At 72.8% G+C, this 17282-nt stretch carries 17 protein-coding genes; 11 read left to right on the top strand and 6 right to left on the bottom strand.

Annotated features, from left to right (window positions below; genetic code table 11):
• On the top strand, positions 1 to 1018 hold a 1018-nt coding region (locus tag AKI01S_RS44075; protein WP_157420580.1), incomplete at its 5' end, for a DUF1266 domain-containing protein.
• 42 nt (positions 1019 to 1060) lie between these two features.
• On the opposite strand, the gene add is transcribed toward AKI01S_RS44075, so the two are convergent.
• Positions 1061 to 2098, bottom strand: a complete 1038-nt coding sequence (gene add / locus AKI01S_RS44070; protein WP_067832033.1) for an adenosine deaminase — start codon at positions 2096 to 2098, stop codon at positions 1061 to 1063.
• An 80-nt stretch (positions 2099 to 2178) separates the two neighbouring features.
• Here add and AKI01S_RS44065 point away from each other — a divergent pair, with 80 nt between their 5' ends.
• A complete protein-coding gene (locus AKI01S_RS44065) occupies positions 2179 to 3165 on the top strand; it encodes a helix-turn-helix transcriptional regulator (protein ID WP_067832031.1) in 987 nt (328 codons plus the stop codon).
• A 6-nt stretch (positions 3166 to 3171) separates the two neighbouring features.
• Here the strand turns inward: AKI01S_RS44065 and AKI01S_RS44060 are convergent, their stop codons facing one another.
• The 3 genes from AKI01S_RS44060 to AKI01S_RS44055 all read right to left on the bottom strand — a co-directional run bounded on the left by AKI01S_RS44060 (position 3172) and on the right by AKI01S_RS44055 (position 6530).
• Entirely contained in the window at positions 3172 to 4089 is a 918-nt protein-coding gene (locus AKI01S_RS44060) for an SDR family oxidoreductase (RefSeq protein WP_067832030.1), read from the bottom strand.
• A 56-nt stretch (positions 4090 to 4145) separates the two neighbouring features.
• A complete protein-coding gene (locus AKI01S_RS52220) occupies positions 4146 to 4298 on the bottom strand; it encodes a GPGG-motif small membrane protein (protein ID WP_169814116.1) in 153 nt (50 codons plus the stop codon).
• Between the two features lie 84 nt (positions 4299 to 4382).
• The gene (locus AKI01S_RS44055) at positions 4383 to 6530 is read right to left on the bottom strand and encodes an anthranilate synthase component I (protein WP_067832034.1); all 2148 of its coding nucleotides are present in this window, start codon (positions 6528 to 6530) and stop codon (positions 4383 to 4385) included.
• A 319-nt stretch (positions 6531 to 6849) separates the two neighbouring features.
• On the opposite strand from AKI01S_RS44055, the gene AKI01S_RS44050 reads away from it, so the two are divergent.
• The 4 genes from AKI01S_RS44050 (at position 6850) to mctP (ending at position 10080) form a co-directional block, all read left to right on the top strand.
• A complete protein-coding gene (locus AKI01S_RS44050) occupies positions 6850 to 7407 on the top strand; it encodes a VOC family protein (RefSeq protein WP_245682039.1) in 558 nt (185 codons plus the stop codon).
• A gap of 45 nt (positions 7408 to 7452) precedes the next feature.
• Positions 7453 to 8070, top strand: coding sequence for a carboxymuconolactone decarboxylase family protein (locus AKI01S_RS44045; protein ID WP_067832028.1), 618 nt, complete (start codon positions 7453 to 7455; stop codon positions 8068 to 8070).
• Between the two features lie 168 nt (positions 8071 to 8238).
• A complete protein-coding gene (locus AKI01S_RS44040; RefSeq protein WP_067832027.1) occupies positions 8239 to 8463 on the top strand; it encodes a DUF3311 domain-containing protein in 225 nt (74 codons plus the stop codon).
• 3 nt (positions 8464 to 8466) lie between these two features.
• Positions 8467 to 10080 (top strand): monocarboxylate uptake permease MctP, encoded by a 1614-nt coding sequence (mctP, locus tag AKI01S_RS44035; RefSeq protein WP_067832026.1) that lies wholly within the window; start codon positions 8467 to 8469, stop codon positions 10078 to 10080.
• A 126-nt stretch (positions 10081 to 10206) separates the two neighbouring features.
• Here mctP and AKI01S_RS44030 read toward each other — a convergent pair whose 3' ends face one another.
• On the bottom strand, positions 10207 to 10551 hold the full coding sequence (locus AKI01S_RS44030; protein WP_067832025.1) for a DUF6285 domain-containing protein: 345 nt from the start codon (positions 10549 to 10551) through the stop codon (positions 10207 to 10209).
• 52 nt (positions 10552 to 10603) lie between these two features.
• Here AKI01S_RS44030 and AKI01S_RS44025 point away from each other — a divergent pair, with 52 nt between their 5' ends.
• From AKI01S_RS44025 to AKI01S_RS44010, 4 genes are all read left to right on the top strand, one after another.
• Positions 10604 to 11812, top strand: coding sequence for an acyl-CoA dehydrogenase family protein (locus tag AKI01S_RS44025; protein WP_067832023.1), 1209 nt, complete (start codon positions 10604 to 10606; stop codon positions 11810 to 11812).
• Between the two features lie 132 nt (positions 11813 to 11944).
• The gene (locus AKI01S_RS44020; protein WP_067832021.1) at positions 11945 to 14731 is read left to right on the top strand and encodes a family 20 glycosylhydrolase; all 2787 of its coding nucleotides are present in this window, start codon (positions 11945 to 11947) and stop codon (positions 14729 to 14731) included.
• A gap of 158 nt (positions 14732 to 14889) precedes the next feature.
• Positions 14890 to 15402 (top strand): hypothetical protein, encoded by a 513-nt coding sequence (locus AKI01S_RS44015; protein WP_157420579.1) that lies wholly within the window; start codon positions 14890 to 14892, stop codon positions 15400 to 15402.
• A complete protein-coding gene (locus tag AKI01S_RS44010; RefSeq protein ID WP_067832018.1) occupies positions 15389 to 16003 on the top strand; it encodes a class F sortase in 615 nt (204 codons plus the stop codon). The genes AKI01S_RS44015 and AKI01S_RS44010 overlap by 14 nt, the downstream gene beginning before the upstream one ends.
• Positions 16004 to 16044: 41 nt before the next feature.
• Here the strand turns inward: AKI01S_RS44010 and AKI01S_RS44005 are convergent, their stop codons facing one another.
• The gene (locus AKI01S_RS44005; protein WP_067832016.1) at positions 16045 to 17013 is read right to left on the bottom strand and encodes a phosphotransferase family protein; all 969 of its coding nucleotides are present in this window, start codon (positions 17011 to 17013) and stop codon (positions 16045 to 16047) included.
• Between the two features lie 85 nt (positions 17014 to 17098).
• Here AKI01S_RS44005 and AKI01S_RS44000 point away from each other — a divergent pair.
• Positions 17099 to 17282: glycosyltransferase (locus AKI01S_RS44000; protein ID WP_157420578.1), on the top strand; the 184-nt coding region annotated here is incomplete at its 3' end.

Below are 17282 nucleotides of genomic sequence, written 5' to 3'. Positions count from 1 at the left end.
GCAGGCGGCCGAGCCGCGCGCGATCCTGGACGACCAGGCCGCGCACGTGCTGGCCCGGGCCGGGCGCGACGGCGAGGGCGCGCGGCGGGCGTGGGCGGCGATGACGGCGTTCCGCGCGCTGGGCGAGCACGAGCGCGCCGACCGCGCCGGGGTGCACGCCGCCCGGCTGATCGTCCGGGACGCCGGGGAGCGCGCGGCGATCGGGCCGCTGCGGGAGCTGCTGGGGCTGCTGCCGCCGGGCGGTGAGGGCCACGGCCGGGTCACCGAGATCCTCGCCCGGGCGCAGCGCCGTCCCGACCGCGACCACGACGTGCTGGTCGCCGACCCGGACCACGCGACGTGGGGACGGCTGGCGGCGGCGCTCGCGGTCGGCGCGCACCTGGCGGTCGGCAACGGCGTCCCCTGGAACGTGCTGGAGCACGGCGGCGACCCGGCCGCCGAGCGGACGCTGCTGGAACGCGACTGGGGCGTCACCGGCCCGGCGTCCTGGCGCGAGCAGATCGACCGGCTGCTGGCCGCCGAGAACTCCGATCCGGCCATCCAGATCGTGCTGGACCGGCGGCAGCACGGCATGGGCCCGCGCGACTGGCGGGACGCGATCGTGGACTGGTGCGCCGCGCAGGAGGTGCCCGCCGACGCCGCGCGCGAGCTGGTGGAGCTGTCGGCGCTGGTCCTGCGGTACGAGGCGCGGTTCCGGTCCGACGGGCTGCTGCCGCCCGACGGGCGGGTGGACAGCGTGTTCGGCTACGACTTCGGGCGGGCGGTGAACATGGCCCGCTGGGGCCTCGGCGCCCGGTTCTGCGACGCCGAGGCCGCCGAGGAGGCGGTGCTGCGGGCCGGCCGGCTGGCGGGCCGGGTCTACCGGTCGTGGCGGGAGTTCTCGGCCGGGTACGTGCTGGGCCGGATGCTGCGGTTCGACGAGGGCGAGTTCGGCGAGTGGTACGAGCGGTCCCTGGCGGGGCACCGCATCCTCACGCAGGATCCGGCCAGCCCGTGGCGGCTGCTGGCCTGGGGCTGAGCCCGGACCGGCACGGCCCGGCCCGGCACAGCCCGGCCCGGTTCAGCCCGCGACCCGGTCGATCCCGTCGAGGATCTCCCGCTGCCCGGCCTCGTCCAGGCAGGACGCGCGCACGGCGTTGCGGGCCAGGTCGGCCAGGTCGGCCGCGCCGAGCCCGAACACCTCGGCCGCGGCCCGGTACTCGCCGGTCAGCGTGGTGTTGAACATCGGCGGGTCGTCGCTGTTGAGGGTGACGTACAGGCCCTCCTCCAGCAGGCGCGGCAGCGGGTGGTCGGCGATCGTGGCGACCTGCCCGGTGCACACGTTGGAGGTCGGGCACACCTCCAGCGGGATCTGGTGTTCGCGCAGGTGGGCGACCAGGCGCGGGTCGGCCAGGCAGTTGTTGCCGTGCCCGATGCGCTCGGCGCCGTAGTGCTCCAGCGCCTCCCAGATCGTTTCGGGGCCGGTCATCTCCCCGGCGTGCGGGAGGCTGCGCAGCCCGGCGGCGCGGGCGGCGGTGAACGCGTCCCGGAACGCGTCGCGGTGCTTGGCGCGCACGCTCTCGTCGCCGCCGATCCCGAACCCGACCAGCGCCTCCGGTGGGTGGTTCAGGGCGTGGTCGAGGGTGCCTCGCGCGGCGTCCTCGCCGAACTCGGCGGGGATGTCGAAGATGTAGGCGACCCGGATGCCGTGCCGCTCGCGGGCGTCGCGCACGGCCCGGTCGAGCGCCTCGGTGATGGCGGGCATCGGCATGCCGACCCGCTGGTGGCTGTAGGGGGTGACGGTCAGCTCGACGTAGCGGACGTTCTGCGCGGCCAGGTCGCGGGCGGTCCCGACGACGAGCGTGGCGACGTCCTCGGGGTCGCGCACCAGGTCCGACACCGCCAGGTACACCTCGGCGAAGTGCGGGAAGTCGCGGAAGACGTAGAAGTCGCGCAGCGCCTCCTCGGTGACGGGAACGGGGCCTCCGGGATGGCGGCGGGCCAGTTCCAGCACGGTCGGCACCGAGGCCGAGCCGACCAGGTGGACGTGCAGCTCGACCTTGGGCAGGGCGTCGACGAAGGCCGTCAGGGAGTTCTGGGTGGTGTGGGTGTTCGGCACGCCCCGGACGCTAGCAACGCCACGACCTCACAGAACAGCGAAAGGCCCGGTTTCTCACACAAGAATGTCAAGATGGGCGCATGCGTGCGTCCCGGCTCATCTCCCTGGTCCTGTTGCTCCAGTCGCGGGGCTCGATGACGGCCGCCGAGCTGGCCGCCGAGCTGGAGGTGTCGGAGCGGACGGTGTACCGCGACGTGGAGGCGCTGTCGGCGGCGGGCGTCCCGGTCTACGCCGAGCAGGGGCGGGGCGGCGGGTACCGGCTCGTCGACGGCTACCGGACCCGGCTGACGGGGCTCAGCCGGGAGGAGGCCGAGGCGCTGTTCCTGGCGGGGCTGCCCGGCCCGGCGCGGGACATGGGGCTGGCCGACGCGGTCGCCGCCGCCGAGCTGAAGGTCCTGGCGGCGCTCCCGGCGACGCTGCGGGACGCCCCCGAGCGCGCGGGGCAGCGGTTCCACCTCGACGCGCCCGGCTGGTTCGGGGAGTCGGGCCCTCCCCCGCTGCTGCGGGAGCTGACCGGCGCGGTGTGGCGGGACCAGGTGGTGGAGCTGCGGTACCGCCGCGACCGCGAGGTGGTGCGGACCGTCGAGCCGTACGCCCTGGTGCTCAAGAACGGCACCTGGTACCTGGTGGCGCGGGTCGAGGGCGGCCCCGCCCGCGCGGCGGGCGGGGGCCACCGCACCTACCGGGTGGACAAGATCGTCGCCGTCCGGCCGACCGGGGCGGTGTTCGACCGGGACGAGGGCTTCGACCTGCCCGGGTACTGGCGCGAGCAGGCCGAATCGTTCCTGCGGTCGATGCTGCGCGAGAGGATCACCGTGCGGCTCAGCCCCGCCGGGATGCGGGGGCTGCGGTACGCCGTGGAGCCGTACGCGGCGCGGTACGCCGCCGAGGCGGCGGGGGAGCCCGACGCGGACGGCTGGGTCACCACCACCCTGCCGGTCGAGTCCCCCGCGGTCGCGTTGCACGAGCTGCTGCGGCTGGGCGCCGACGTCGAGGTCGTCGAGCCCGCCGGGCTGCGCGAGGAGATCGCCGCCACCGCCCGCCGCGTCGCCGCGCTCTACCGGTGACGTGCCCTACCGGTAGCCGGTCACGTCGGCGGGTTTGCCCTGCGACTCCACCTCGGCGATGTACCGCCAGGCGTCGGGCCGGCTGCCGTCGGTGTCGGTGAAGCCGTAGACCGGGGCGAGCTCCCCGGCCGACAGCGAACGCCCGTTCCAGCGGGACCGGTCGGGGTCGGCGGCCAGCGCGGCGACGGCGCGGCCGACGAACAGGGGCGTCTCGGAGATCGCGAAGTGCGGGTTGACCCTGGTGCCGTCGCGCCAGTTCTCCTCGGTGACGCCGAAGTGCTCCAGCATCGCCTCCGACCGCAGCCAGCCCGGCGTCAGCGACAGCGCGGTGGCGCCCCGCGGCCCGATCTCCTCGGCGAACGTCCGGCCCAGCCGGATCACCGCCCACTTGGCCAGGTCGTAGAAGATCCCGCAGTCGCCGCGGTATCCGGCGTTGGTCTCGGCGGTGCCGTCGGTGATCTCCACCAGGAGACCGCCGGGCCCGCTCAGCAGCAGCGGCAGCGCGTGGTGGGCGGTGATCAGGTGGGTGTCGAGCGCCAGCCGCATCATCCGCAGCCCGTCGTCCAGGGACAGCTCCCAGAACGGCGTGCGGAACTCGAACAGGTGGTCGCTGCCCCAGATGTCGTTGACGAGGACGTCCAGGCGGCCGTGGTCGGCGTCGATCCGCGCGACCAGGCCGGCGACCTGGCCCGGGTCCAGATGGTCCACCCGGGCCGCGATCCCCTTCCCGCCGGCGGCGGTGACCCGTTCGGCGGTCTCCTCGATGGTCTCGGGACGGTTCATCTCCGAACGCCCGGCGCGGGTGGTGCGTCCCGTGCAGTACACGGTCGCACCCCGCTCCCCCAGGGCGACGGCGATGCCCCGGCCCGCGCCGCGGGTGGCCCCCGCGACCAGCGCGATCTTTCCGGTCAGATCTCGTTCCATGCCGTCCAGGCTGGCACCGAAACCTGACACCTCATGTCAGTCTTTCCGGGACGGCGTCAGGGATTGAAGATCCAGAACCCGCCGGGGCCGACCAGGAAGCCGACCACGATGAGCACGATCCCCCAGAGCAGGTCGCGGCGGGCGACCAGGATGTAGATGCCGTAGACGATCAGGATCAGCGCGACGATGGCGCACAGTGTGGCAAGCATGGCCCGGAGGTCCCCCGGACGGAGGGGAACAAACCTTCGACCCGTCCGGGGTGACCGTAATCATCCTTGTGTGCTGTCCGGAAATCAGCGGGCGCGGCACAGCCGCAGCACGTTGGCCACGATCCGGTGCCCCGAGCGGCCCTGCGCGGTGAGGATCGACTCGGGGTGGAACTGCACCGCCCAGCGCCGCCGCTCGGTGTCCTCGATCCCCATGACCACGTCCCCGGTCAGCGCCGTGATCTGGAAGCCCTTCACGCGTTCGGGGGTGGCGTGCAGCGAGTGGTAGCGGGCGGCGGTGAACTCCCCCGGCAGTCCCTCGAACAGCGCGCCGCCGGTCACCCGCACCCGTCCAGGCTTGCCGTGCGACGGCTCGGGCAGCAGCGCCAGCTCGCCGCCCGCGTGCTCCACCATCGCCTGGAGCCCCAGGCACACCCCGAACACGGGCAGCCGCCGCTCGTCCAGCGCGTCCAGCAGCGCGTTAGTGGCGAAGTCCTCCGGACGGCCCGGGCCGGGCGACAGCACCACCAGGTCGGGGGCGTGCTCGTCGAGCATCCGCGCCGGGAACCCGTGCCGCAGCGTCACCACGTCCGCGCCCTGCTGCCGGAAGTAGTCGGCCAGGGTGTTGACGAACGAGTCCTCGTGGTCGACCAGCAGCACCTTCAGGCCCTCGCCCGCGCCCGCCGGGGCCGGCTCCGCCGCCGTGTCCGCCGTGTCCGCCGCGCGCGCCCCCTCCTGCGACTCGGCGAGGGCCCCCAGCAGCGCGCTCGCCTTCAGGTGCGTCTCGCGCTCCTCCTCGTCGGGGTCGGAGTCGTACAGCAGCGTCGCGCCCGCCCGCACGGTCGCGATCCCGTCGCGGATCTGCGCGGTCCGCAGCGTCAGCCCGGTGTTCATCGAGCCGTCGAAGCCGACGCAGCCGACCGCCCCGCCGTACCAGCGGCGCGGCGAGTCCTCGTGGTCCTCGATGAACTGCATCGCCCACGTCTTGGGCGCGCCCGTCACCGTCACCGCCCACATGTGGGTCAGGAACGCGTCCAGCGCGTCGAACCCGGGCCGCAGCCGCCCCTCGATGTGGTCCACGGTGTGGATCAGCCGCGAGTACAGCTCGATCTGGCGGCGGCCCAGCACCTTGACGCTGCCCGGCACGCAGACCCGCGACTTGTCGTTGCGGTCCACGTCGGTGCACATCGTCAGCTCCGACTCGTCCTTGAGCGAGGACAGGATCGTGCGGATCTGCTCGGCGTCCTCCAGCGGGTCGGCGCCGCGCCGGATCGTCCCGGCGATCGGGCAGGTCTCCACCCGGTCCCCGCTGACCCGCACGAACATCTCCGGCGACGCCCCGACCAGGTACTCGCCCTCACCGAGGTTGAACATGAACTCGTAGGGGGCGGGGTTGGTCTCGCGCAGCCGCTCGAAGAACGCCGCCGGGTCGGTGCACCGCCCGTACATGGCGTGCCCCGGCGTGACCTCGAACAGGTCGCCCCGGACGAACTTCTCCTTGGCCTCGCGCACCATCTGCGCGTACACGCCCGGCACCGGCTGCGGTGGCGGCTCGGCGGCGACCTGGACGGGCGTCGGCTCGGTCGCCCGTGGCAGCCCCGCGGTGCCGACCCCCTCCACCTCGAAGTCGTAGGACATCCGGTGCGAGGTCTCGCGCTTGCGGTCCACCACGATCAGCTCGTCGGCCAGGTGCAGCACCAGGTCGCGCTGGTGGTCGGGGCGTTCCAGGCGGGTGCGCAGCGGCTCGAACTGCAACGACAGGTCGTACCCGAACGCCCCGTACAGCCCCAGGTGCGGGTCGTCGCAGCGGAACAGGTCGACCACGGCGCGCAGCGCGGTGAAGACGGTGGGCTGGCGGCTGCGCTCCTCCTCGGGGAAGAACTCCTCGGTCGGCGGCACGAACACCGCGAACCGGTCCGCCTCGTCGGCCCGGACCTCGCCGGTGCCGCGCATCGCCCCCGCCAGCGCGGGCAGCAGCACCCGGCCGCGGTCGTTGAGGGCCCGCGCGGTGATCGTGCGCCCCGTGGCGATGATCTCCAGGCAGGGGTCGATGTAGGCCATGTGCCAGCGGCTGTAGCGGCCCGGATACTCCATGCCGGAGCTGAGCACGCCGCCGCGCCGCTCCCCGACGGCGGCGACGAGCGCGTTGAGCACGTCGGACTTGCGCTCGGGGTCGACGGGCGCGGCGGTACGGGTGACCCGCAACCCCCCGGCCGTGACGAACTCGGTGGTCAACGGCTGATGCGAGACGGTCTCCACCGTGGTGGCCCCTCGTGTTCGGGCCCCCGCCGACGGAAACGGGAAACGACCGCCGGCTGGGGGCGGTCGCCTGGATGTCGAACGTGCGAGAACCGGCGCCGCCTCAGCGGCGCCACCACCACTGGTGGGTTCCGGTTCGCATGGAGCGAGACTACCGGGTGCCATGGCCCCGGGCCAAGCCTGACGGGCCCGTCCGGTCGCCGCCGCCTCGCGGACCGGGCCGGGGTTCTGTTCGTCCGCCGACCCTGCGAAGATGAAAAGCGATCACTTACGGCACGAGGCGGGAGGACCCACCGTGGACCGCGGGAACACCGAGTTCGAACTGCGCGGCATCAACCACCTGGCGCTCGTCTGCCGGGACATGAAGGCCACCGTGGACTTCTACTCCGGCGTGCTCGGCATGCCCCTGATCAAGACGATCGAGCTGCCGATGGGCTGGGGCCAGCACTTCTTCTTCGACTGCGGCGGCGGCAACGCGCTGGCGTTCTTCTGGTTCCCCGACGCGCCCGAGCCCGTGCCCGGCGTGTCGGCGCCCAAGAACCTGCCCGACCGGGGCGAGCTGCTGTCGGCGGTCGGCTCGATGAACCACGTGGCCTTCGACGTCCCGCCCGAGAGGATCGAGGAGTACCGGGACCGGCTGATCGCCAAGGGCGTCGACGTCGGCGTCCTGCTCAACCACGACGACAGCGAGTTCGGCGTCGCCAAGGACGTGCACGACGGGGTGTTCGTGCGCTCCCTCTACTTCAAGGACCCCGACGGGATCCTGGTGGAGTTCGCCGCCTGGACCCGCGGGCTGGATCCCGAGACCGACGTCCGCCACGAGCCGAAGACCGCCGCCGACCGCACCGTGTGACCGCGGGCGCCCCCGTCCACCGCTCCCCCGAAAGGCCGCCGCAGCATGCCCAGACTCCGCCAGGTCTCCCGCGCCGAGGCCACCGAGCGTGACGACAAGCTCGTTCAGTTCTTCTACGACCTGCTCTTCGGCGAGGGCCGCGACCCGGTCGCGGAGCCGGGGACGACGGACGGGACCCCCGGCGACTGGTGGACGGTCTTCGCCCTCGACCACGCGGTCTTCAAGCACTGCGTGGCGGGCTTCCAGCTCTACCGGGAGGTCTCGCTCGACCCCGTCCTGCGGGAGCTCGGGCAGACGCGGGCCGGGTGGGCGCGGGGCAGCCGGTTCGTGTACGCGCAGCACCGCAAGCAGATGCGGGCCCTGGGCGTGCCGGAGGACAAGATCCAGGCCGTGGCCCACTGGGAGGTGTCGGACCTGTTCGACCCCCTGGAGCGGGCCGTGCTCGCCTACGCCGACGCGCTCGTGCTGAACGGCGGGCGCGTCCACGACGAGGTGTTCCAGACGCTGAGACGGCACCTGCCCGACGAGCAGATCCTCGAACTGACCTACGTGACGTGCCTGTACGACATGCACGCCACGATGGCGAAGGCGCTGCGCCTGGAGTTCGACGACCGGGAGGACCCGGTGGAGGACCCGGTGGAGACTCCCCCACCGTCCGTTTAGTCCGGTTTAGTCCAGATTATGGAACGATCCATCAACTCGTACCATCTCCGAGATCGGCCCGTGACCAGGGACTCATAGGCTCTCGCCACTCACCCCAGCCCGCGGGCCGTCTCAGCATGCGGACACCCCGCCCGCCGACGCCCGCACGACACGCGACGAGGAGGAGCCGTGGTCACGAAAGATTCTCCGCCGGAGACACGGCGGAGCGACCGCAGTCCCTGGAACTGGCTCCTGATCATCCCCGTGGTGGTCCCGCTGCTGACCTTCCTGTTCAACAGCGACGGACCCCGGATCGCCGGATTCCCGGCCTTCTACTGGATCCAGTTCGCCTTCATCCCGCTGGGCGTGCTCTGCACGGTCGTGGTCTACCGGGCGACCAAGAGGAAGGGCTGATCCGTGACGGGCGAGCACCTCACCGAACTGATCATTTTCGGCCTGCTGTTCCTGCTGGTCAGCGGGATGGGCTTCGTCGCGGCCCGGTGGCGCCGGCCGACCACCATGGAGTCGCTGGACGAGTGGGGCCTCGGCGGCCGCAGCTTCGGGTCCTGGATCTCCTGGTTCCTGATCGGCGGCGACCTGTACACCGCCTACACCTTCGTCGCCGTCCCGGCGCTGGTGTTCGGCGCGGGCGCGGCCGGCTTCTACGCGGTGCCCTACACCATCGTGGTGTACCCGCTGGTCTTCCTCGTGCTGATCCGGCTGTGGTCGGTGTCGCACGTGCACGGCTTCGTCACCCCGGCCGACTTCGTGCGGGCCCGCTTCGGCTCCCCCACCCTGGCCCTGGTCGTCGCGATCACCGGCATCGTCGCCACGATGCCCTACATCGCGCTCCAGCTGGTCGGCATCGAGGCGGTGCTGAAGGCGATGGGGATCACCGGCCACCTGCCGATCGTCATCGCCTTCGGGATCCTGGCGGCCTACACCTACCAGTCCGGCCTGCGGGCCCCCGCGCTGATCGCGTTCGTCAAAGACGTGCTGATCTACCTGGTCATCATCGTCGCGGTGCTGTACATCCCGAGCAAGCTCGGCGGCTGGGGCAACATCTTCGACTCCGCCCAGGCCAAGTTCGACAAGACGCCCGTCCCCAGCGACGGCATCCTGCTGAACGGCACCAACCAGCTCAACTACGCGATGCTCGCGCTGGGCTCGGCGCTGGCGCTGTTCCTGTACCCGCACAGCATCACCGGCGTGCTGGCCAGCAAGAACCGCGACGTCATCAAGCGGAACATGGCCGCGCTGCCCGCCTACAGCTTCGTGCTCGGCCTGATCGCCCTGCTCGGCTTCATGGCGATCGCGGCGAACGTCAAGCCGATCGTCACCGACGGCAAGCCCGACACCAACACCGTCGTGCCGGTGCTGTTCGACCAGATGTTCCCGAGCTGGTTCACCGGCGTCGCCTACGCCGCGATCGGCATCGGCGCGCTGGTGCCCGCCGCGATCATGTCGATCGCCGCGGCGAACCTGTTCACCCGCAACATCTACCGCGAGTACCTGCGCAAGGACGCCACCGAGGCGCAGGAGGCCAAGGTCTCCAAGCTGGTCTCGCTGGTCGTCAAGGTCGGCGCGGTCGCCTGCATCCTGCTGCTGGACCCGCAGTTCTCCATCGACCTGCAGCTCATCGGCGGCGTCGTCATCCTGCAGACGCTCCCGGCCGTGGCGCTGGGCCTGGTCACCCGCTGGTTCCACCGCGGCGCGCTGATCGCGGGCTGGGCCGCCGGCCTGGCGGTGGGCCTGTGGATGCTCTACCAGATCCCGAACCCGGCCAAGGGCAAGGCGCACTTCGGCGGCTCGGCCTACCCGCTGGGCGAGCTGGGCCTGGACACCAAGATGACGGTGTACGTCGGCGTGCTCGCGCTGGCGGTCAACCTGGTCATCGCGGTGCTCGGCACCCTGGTGCTGCGCGCGGCCAAGGTCGCCGACGGCGAGGACGCCACGAAGGCGTCCGACTACGTCGCCGACGAGGGCGACCCGAAGGTGAAGAAGGAACTGGACCTGGCCTCCAGCACCTGATACTCACCGCACGTCACGCAGAGCGGCCCGGTCACCGAGGTGACCGGACCGCTTCGCGTACGACCCCCGGCGCGTTGGCGGCCACGATCCCGTGTCCGCGATGAGGATCTCGGCGACCCGGCGAGCTCACTCGTCGAGGTACGCCGGGTTGGAGACGAGCAGCTTGTCCCGAACCGCGGCAGCCAGGGCCGACTTCAACTCAGCGTGACGCGCGTCGAGATCACCCGCCCGGATGGCGGCGGCCAGAGCCGCGTCATCCTGGTAGCCCAGGTCCTTCAGGCGCGCGTCGTGCTCCGCCGCCTGCCCTGCTCCCAGACGTATCTCACGCTCCACGATGGCCAGCGTGTTCATCGCGACCAGGGCGTGGAAGCGGGTGCGGCCCTCCAGGCCGGGGAGCACGTCGTGTTCCAGGAACTCGCGGACGGCGGTGACGAGTTCGGCGGCGGACGGGGCGTCGTGCGGCGGGGGCATCGCGTTTCCCTTCGGTGCGGGACAGAATGCGATTCTAGACCGAGGAGGGATCATGAGCTTCGAGGTGCCCGCGTCCGTGCGGCCGGTCCGCGACGCCGTCCACGCGTTCATGACCGAGCGGGTCGAGCCCGCCGAGCCCGTGCTGCGCCGGGGCGACAAGGAGTCCGAGGACCTGCTGCGGGAGTTGCAGCGCCAGGCCAGGGCCGAGGGCCTGTGGGCGCTCGGCCATCCCAGGGAGCTGGGCGGGGGCGGGCTGCCGTTCCTGGACTACGTGTTCGTCAACGAGGTGCAGGGGCGCAGCGAGTTCGGGCAGCTCGCGCTCGGCACGTTCACGTTGCAGGACTCGCTGATGCTGCACCGGTACGCGAACGAGGCGCAGCGGGAACGGTTCCTCGCGCCGCTGGTGCGGGCGGAGATCTACCCGAGCTTCGCGATGACCGAGCCGGGGATCTCCAGCTCCGACCCGACGCAGCTCACCACGTCGGCGACGCTGGAGGACGGCGAGTGGGTGATCCGGGGCCGCAAGTGGTTCACCACGCTCGCCGACCGGGCCGCCTACACGACGGTGATGTGCCGGACCGAGCCGGAGGGGGCGCCGCCGCACCTGGCGTTCAGCATGATCCTGGTGCCGACGGACACGCCGGGCTACACGATCGTGCGCGAGACCCCGGTGCTCGGCCTGCGCGGCGGGCACTGCGAGGTCGTCTACGACGAGGTGCGGGTGCCGGAGGGGAACCTGCTGGGGCCGCGCGGGCACGGGTTCGTCATCGCCCAGGAACGGCTGGGACCGGGGCGGATCTTTCACTGCATGCGGTTCCTGGGGCAGGCGCAGCGGGCGTTCGACCTGATGTGCGCGCGGCTGCACCAGCGGACGGCGTTCGGGGGGCCGCTGCACGAGAAGCAGCTCATGCAGCAGCACGTGTTCGACTCCTACCACGAGATCCAGTCGGCGCGGCTGCTGACGCTGCACGCGGCGCACAAGATCGACGCGGGGGAGCCGAGCCGGGGGCCGGTGGCGAGAGTGGAGATCGGGGTGATCAAGGTGGCGGCGGCGCGGATGCTGCACAACGTCATCGACCGCGCGATCCAGGTCCACGGGGCCGAGGGGCTCACCGAGGACACGCCGCTGGACCACATGTACCGGCACGCGCGGGCGGGCCGGATCTTCGACGGGCCCGACGAGGTCCACATCACCACCACCGCGCGCCGCGTCCTCAGGGAGTACGCCGCGGGCCGCAACTGGGAGTTCGGCCTCCGCTGACCCGCTGACAACGGCAGCCCCGTCAACCTCTTCCGCGTGTCCGGGAGCGGACCGGCGGGGCTGCCTGCGCGTTCGGGGCTGGCCGGATCAGGCGCCGTGCCCGGAGGAAACAGAAAGGTTACTTTCCTATTCATGGCGCTGAGATCACGACCGAGATCGACAGCTCTGGGCACGGCCGCCATCGTCGCCGCCGCGCTCGGGACCGCGCTCGCTTCCGGCACCGCCTCGGCCGGCTGCCACCCCGACCCCCGCGACCTGCTGATGACCTACCAGCCGGTCGACCACACCGTCACCGACGCCCAGTACCTGCGGGCCCGGCTGACCCTCTCCAACGCCGACCGCCGCTGCTCCCTGGGCGGCGGCTGGACGATGTACTTCAACTCCGTGCGCCAGCCCGCCGCCGTCCTGGCGGGAGCGCCCGGCGACCTCGCCCGCAGGCAGCTCGCCGGCCAGGGACTCGCGGTGACGCGCGGCGACCGGGCCCAGAGCGGCGACTTCTTCGCCCTCCGGCCGCTGGCCGGGTTCCGGCCCGTCGCGCCCGGCGAGCGCCGGAAGATCGACATCAACATCGAGCTGTGGACCACCCACAAGTCCGACGCCCCGGCGGGCTGGAGCATCGCGTTCGGGAACGGCCCCGCGCGCTGGCTGCCCGCCAGGACGCTGCTCGACCCGGACGACCCCAAGCAGACCAAGGCGTTCTCCGGCGACCGGCGGCCGGTGCAGAACGCCGGAATCCGCTACGCCGAGAACACCTCCACCAAGGTGGACCTCACGCTCCGGCAACGCCTGGTCCCCCAGCCGCTGTCGGCGACCGCCACGGGCGGGACGACCCGCGTCGGCGGCGGCTCGGCGGTGTCGGCCCCGGCCGCGCTGCGCGGCGAGGCCCGCTACCTGCGCGAGGCCCTGTCCGACGTGGCGGGCGGCAGGGGCGCGCCGATCACGTTGCGGCTCGACCCGAAGCTCGACGTCACCGCCGACGGCAAACCCGACGCCGAGGGCTACCGGCTCACCGTCGGCGGCCGGGGCGTGGAGATCGTCGGCGGCGGGCGCGCCGGGGTGCTGTACGGCGTGCAGACGCTCCGGCAGCTGGTGCCCGTCGACGCCTACCGGGCGCGGACCTCGACGGTCCCGGTGCCGCGCGCGGTCGTCACCGACGCGCCGCTGTTCGGCTACCGGGGCCTGCACATCGACGTGGGGCGGCACTTCGAGTCCAAGGAGACGATCAAACGGTTCCTGGACCTGATGGCGTTCACCAAGCTCAACCGGCTGCACCTCGGCCTGACCAACGACGAGGGCTGGCGGCTGGAGATCCCCGGCCTGCCCGAGCTGACCGGCTTCGGCGCGCGCCGCGCCCTCGACCCGCCCGAGAAGCGGGCGCTGCACCAGGGCATGGGCTCGGTCAACGACCTGGGCGGCGGCGACGGGATCACCGGCAAGGCCCGGAACCACACCGAGGCCAACCTCGGACGCCGCCCGGCCTACCAGGGCTTCGAGCAGTCCACCCTGAACTTCGTGGGCAAGGGCGGCGGCCACTACTCGGCGCGCGACTTCCGGGAGATCTTGAAGTACGCGACCGAACGGCACATCGAGGTCATCCCCGAGCTGAACTTCCCCGCCCACGCCCGCGCCGCCGTGCAGGCGATGGAACGGCGCGCCCAGCGCGGCGACACCACCTACCGCCTGCTGGACCCGGCCGACACCTCCCGGCACGTCAGCGTGCAGTACTACAACGACAACCTCGTCAACCCGTGCATCAAGAGCACCTACGCGTTCCTCGGCAAGGTCGTGGGCGAGGTCAAGAAGATGTACACCTCGGCGGGCGCCCCGCTCAACCGCGTCAACCTGGGCGGCGACGAGCCGCCGGGACCGGCGTCGGGCTGGTGGAACGGCTCGCCCGCCTGCAAGGCCAACCCCGAGACCGCGGGCAGGACCGGTGAGGAACTGGCCGACCTGTTCTTCACCAAGTGGAACGCCATCGCGCAGAGGGTCGCGCCGACCACCGCCGGGTGGGAGGACGTCACCGACCCCCACCGCGGGCTGCGGCTGAAGAACTTCGCGCCGCTGCCCTGGCAGAACGTGTGGGGCTGGGGCCGCGAGGACTGGGCGTACCGGTTCGCCAACGAGGGCACCCCGGTGATCCTCGCGCACGCCACCAACCTGTACCTGGACCTGGCCTACAACAAGGACCCCGACGAGCCCGGCTACTACTGGGCGGCGTACGTGGACGACAAGAGCACGTTCACCTACCAGCCGTTCGACGTGTACGCCAACGCCGTCGAGGACCGCTGGGGCAACCCCGTCACCCCCGGCCCCGACTGGGTGAGGCTCACCGAGCGGGGCAGGAAGAACATCCTCGGCATCGAGGCCCAGCTGTGGGGCGAGAACGGCAAGACCGAGGGCCTGCGCGAGTACCAGGCGTTCCCCAAGCTGCTGGGCGTCGCCGAACGCGCCTGGAACCGCGACATCCCGACCCCGCAGCGGATGCCCGCGGCGTGGAACGTGTTCACCAACACGCTCGGGCAGGTCACGCTCCCGCTGCTGTCGCACTACAAGCCCGTCGGCGCGCCCGGCGGCGGCGTGAACTACCGGATCCCGCTGCCCGGCGCCAGGCTGGAGGGCGGCGTGCTCACCGCCAACGTCCGCAACCCGGGCCTGCCGGTCGAGTACTCCACCGACGGCACGCGCTGGCGGACCTACACCGGGCCGGTGAAGGTCGGCGCGTACGCGCTGACCCGCACCCGCGCCGCCGACGGGAGGGTCAGCCGCCTCTCCCCGGTGGGCGTCCCGGCCTGGCAGGGCGGCACCGCCTACGCGCCCGGCGCGCTGGTGACCCACCAGGGCGAGCTGTTCCGGGTGGCGCGGCCGGGCACGGGCCGGACCCCCGACACGTCCCCCGGCTGGTGGACGCTGCTGCAGTAAGCCGGTGACCGGCGGGGAAGGGGCCCGGCCCCTCCCCCGCCGGTAATACTCGACCAAAGAAACCCCCTCCGCCGCCTTGGCCGCTCCAGCCCCGGGAATCACCTCCGAAACGGGGCGCCAGCCTCGCGGGCACGAGGACTTCGGGGGGACAGGTGCAGGTGAGAGCCGCCGCGTGGGCCGGGCTCGTCTCGGGAGCCGTGCTGTCGGGCGCCGTCGGGCTGGGCCCGCCCGCGCACGCCGACGACCTGGACGTCGATCCGCGGGTCGCCCGCCCCGGCCAGACCGTCACCGTCTCGGGCGGCTGCACCTCCGGAGGCCAGCGGGGCAACGACACCTTCGTCAGCGTCACCGGGGCCGCGACCGGCCAGGGGCCGGTCAACGACGGCTGGTTCAGCGTCAAGGTCAAGGTGAGGAAGAGCAAGCCGGGGCGCTACCGCATCGACGCCAAGTGCATCCCGTCCAACTACTCCCAGAACGGCACGGTCGTGGTGCGCAGGCACAAGCCGCAGCCCCGGCACCACGACCGGCCGCACGGCTGGGCGATGACCGGCGGCGGCGGGACGCAGGGACCGGACGTGCCGTGGACGGCGCTGGGGCTGACGATGCTCCTCGCCGCGACGGCGGTCGGCGGGACCGTGCTGCTGCGCACCCGGACCCGTGGGAGCGCCTAACCCCGGCTACCTGGTCGCGGCCGGGCTGGCGCTGCTCGGCGCGCTGGCGATGGGCCACGGCATGCGCGACGGGCCCGCGCCCCGCTACCGCGACCAGGGCGGCCCGAAGGCCCTGTGGAACCTGCCCGACGGCCCCGCCCTGCCCGCCTCGCCGCCCGCCCGGCTGAGGATCCCCGCCCTCGGCGTCGACGCCGGGGTGATGCGCGTCGGGCAGAACGACGACCGGACCGTGCAGGTCCCGCCGTTCGCCCGGTCCGACGACGTCGGCTGGTACCAGCACGGCCCCGCGCCCGGCGCGCGCGGCTCGTCGGTCATGCTCGGCCACTACGACGACCTGGACGGGCAGGCGGTGTTCTTCCGGCTGCACCGGCTGAAGCCGGGCGCGACGGTCCGGGTCGTGCGCGAGGACCGGCGCACCGCCGTGTTCACGGTGGACGCCGTGGAGCAGGTCCCCAAGTGGGAGTTCCCGCGCAACCGCGTGTACGGCGACGTGCGCTACGCCGGGCTGCGGCTGGTGACGTGCGGCGGGGCCTACGACAAGCGGGACCACTCCTACCGCGACAACGTCATCGTCTACGCGCACCTGGTGGGCGAGGGCTGACGGCCGGGCGGCAGGACCGGTGGTGGCAGGACCGGTGGCGGTCAGGGAATCATCCGCAGCAGGTCCCACTCGTTCTCGGCGACGCGGCGGCCGATCGCGGCGAGCTCGACCGAGCGTTCGCCGCCGGTCAGGTGCCGCTGCGCCTGCATGACGCAGATGACCGCCCACCGCGCCACCCCGAACATCTCCCACCAGCGCAACGCGTCCCGGTCCACCGGGCCGCCGCCCGCCTCCTCGTACGCCGCGGTGAGCTGGTCGTAGGAGCCGAACCCGCCGACCGGCGGCGCGGCCCCGAACCGCCACGCCTTCACGCACAGCCAGCCCAGGTCCTCCAGCGGGTCGCCGAGGTGGGCCAGCTCCCAGTCCAGGACGGCGCGGACGCCGTCGGGGCCGACGATGAGGTTGCCGTTGCGGAAGTCGCCGTGCACGACGGCCGTGCGGCGGACGGGCGGGCGGTTGCGGTCCAGCCAGCGCAGCGCGAACTCCAGCGCCGGATGCGGCCGCCCCGTCAGGTCCAGCACCTCCCGCCACGCCGCGAGCTGGTCGGCGTCGTCGAGGCCGGGGACGGCGTCGGCGGGGATGCGGTGCACGGCCGCCAGGATCTCGCCGCACCGCGCGGCCATCCGGGACCGCGCCCCGGCCAGCGCCGGGTCGCGCAGGACGCGGCGCGGGATGGTCTCGCCCTCGACGCGTTCCATCACGACGAACTCGGCGCCCAGGGGCCCGTCCGCGTCGCCCTCGGCCACCACCCGCGGGCTGGGCACCCCGGCCGCCCGCGCCGCCCGCATCAGCGCGGCCTCGCGGGTGAGGGGGATGCCCGCCGTCGCCCCCGGCGCGGCCAGCCGCAGGATCAGCGGATGGACCGTGCCGTCCTCGGTGACGGCGTCGAAAGCGCAGGTGACACGGGACGCGCCGCCGCTGTCGCGGGCCAGGCCGCGGACCCGCACGCCCGGCCCGTAGTGCCCGGCGAGCGTCTCCTGGAGGGGCCCGGCCAGCCGGTCGAGATCCATACCGTCATCCTGGCAGCGCGCCCTCGCCCGGCGAATGTGACCTACGTCATACAACCGGACGCGCGGCCGGGGCGGTCACCGGGACGTGAACGCATCCTCGGTCGAGCTGACGGTCGTCATCCCCGCCTACAACGAGCGGGACCGGCTGCCCGCGACCCTCGCGGCGCTCCGGGCCCACCTGGACCGCGCCGCGGGCTCCTGGGAGGTGCTGGTCGCCGACGACGGCTCCCGCGACGGCACCGCCCCGCTGGTGCGGGCCGCCGCCCGCC

It is taken from the genome of Actinomadura kijaniata NBRC 14229 (assembly GCF_001552175.1).
Classification (GTDB): domain Bacteria; phylum Actinomycetota; class Actinomycetes; order Streptosporangiales; family Streptosporangiaceae; genus Spirillospora; species Spirillospora kijaniata.
The sequence above is the reverse complement of the archived record's forward strand: the minus strand, read 5'-3'. Positions and strand labels throughout refer to the sequence as shown.

Excerpts from the sequence above, each read along its gene's own strand:
- AKI01S_RS44065 (WP_067832031.1), top strand. The coding sequence starts at position 2,179 with ATGCGTGCGTCCCGGCTCATCTCCCTGGTCCTGTTGCTCCAGTCGCGG.
- AKI01S_RS44060 (WP_067832030.1), bottom strand. The coding sequence starts at position 4,089 with ATGGAACGAGATCTGACCGGAAAGATCGCGCTGGTCGCGGGGGCCACC.
- AKI01S_RS52220 (WP_169814116.1), bottom strand. The coding sequence starts at position 4,298 with ATGCTTGCCACACTGTGCGCCATCGTCGCGCTGATCCTGATCGTCTAC.
- AKI01S_RS44045 (WP_067832028.1), top strand. The coding sequence starts at position 7,453 with ATGCCCAGACTCCGCCAGGTCTCCCGCGCCGAGGCCACCGAGCGTGAC.
- AKI01S_RS44030 (WP_067832025.1), bottom strand. The coding sequence starts at position 10,551 with ATGCCCCCGCCGCACGACGCCCCGTCCGCCGCCGAACTCGTCACCGCC.
- AKI01S_RS44025 (WP_067832023.1), top strand. The coding sequence starts at position 10,604 with ATGAGCTTCGAGGTGCCCGCGTCCGTGCGGCCGGTCCGCGACGCCGTC.
- AKI01S_RS44020 (WP_067832021.1), top strand. The coding sequence starts at position 11,945 with ATGGCGCTGAGATCACGACCGAGATCGACAGCTCTGGGCACGGCCGCC.
- AKI01S_RS44005 (WP_067832016.1), bottom strand. The coding sequence starts at position 17,013 with ATGGATCTCGACCGGCTGGCCGGGCCCCTCCAGGAGACGCTCGCCGGG.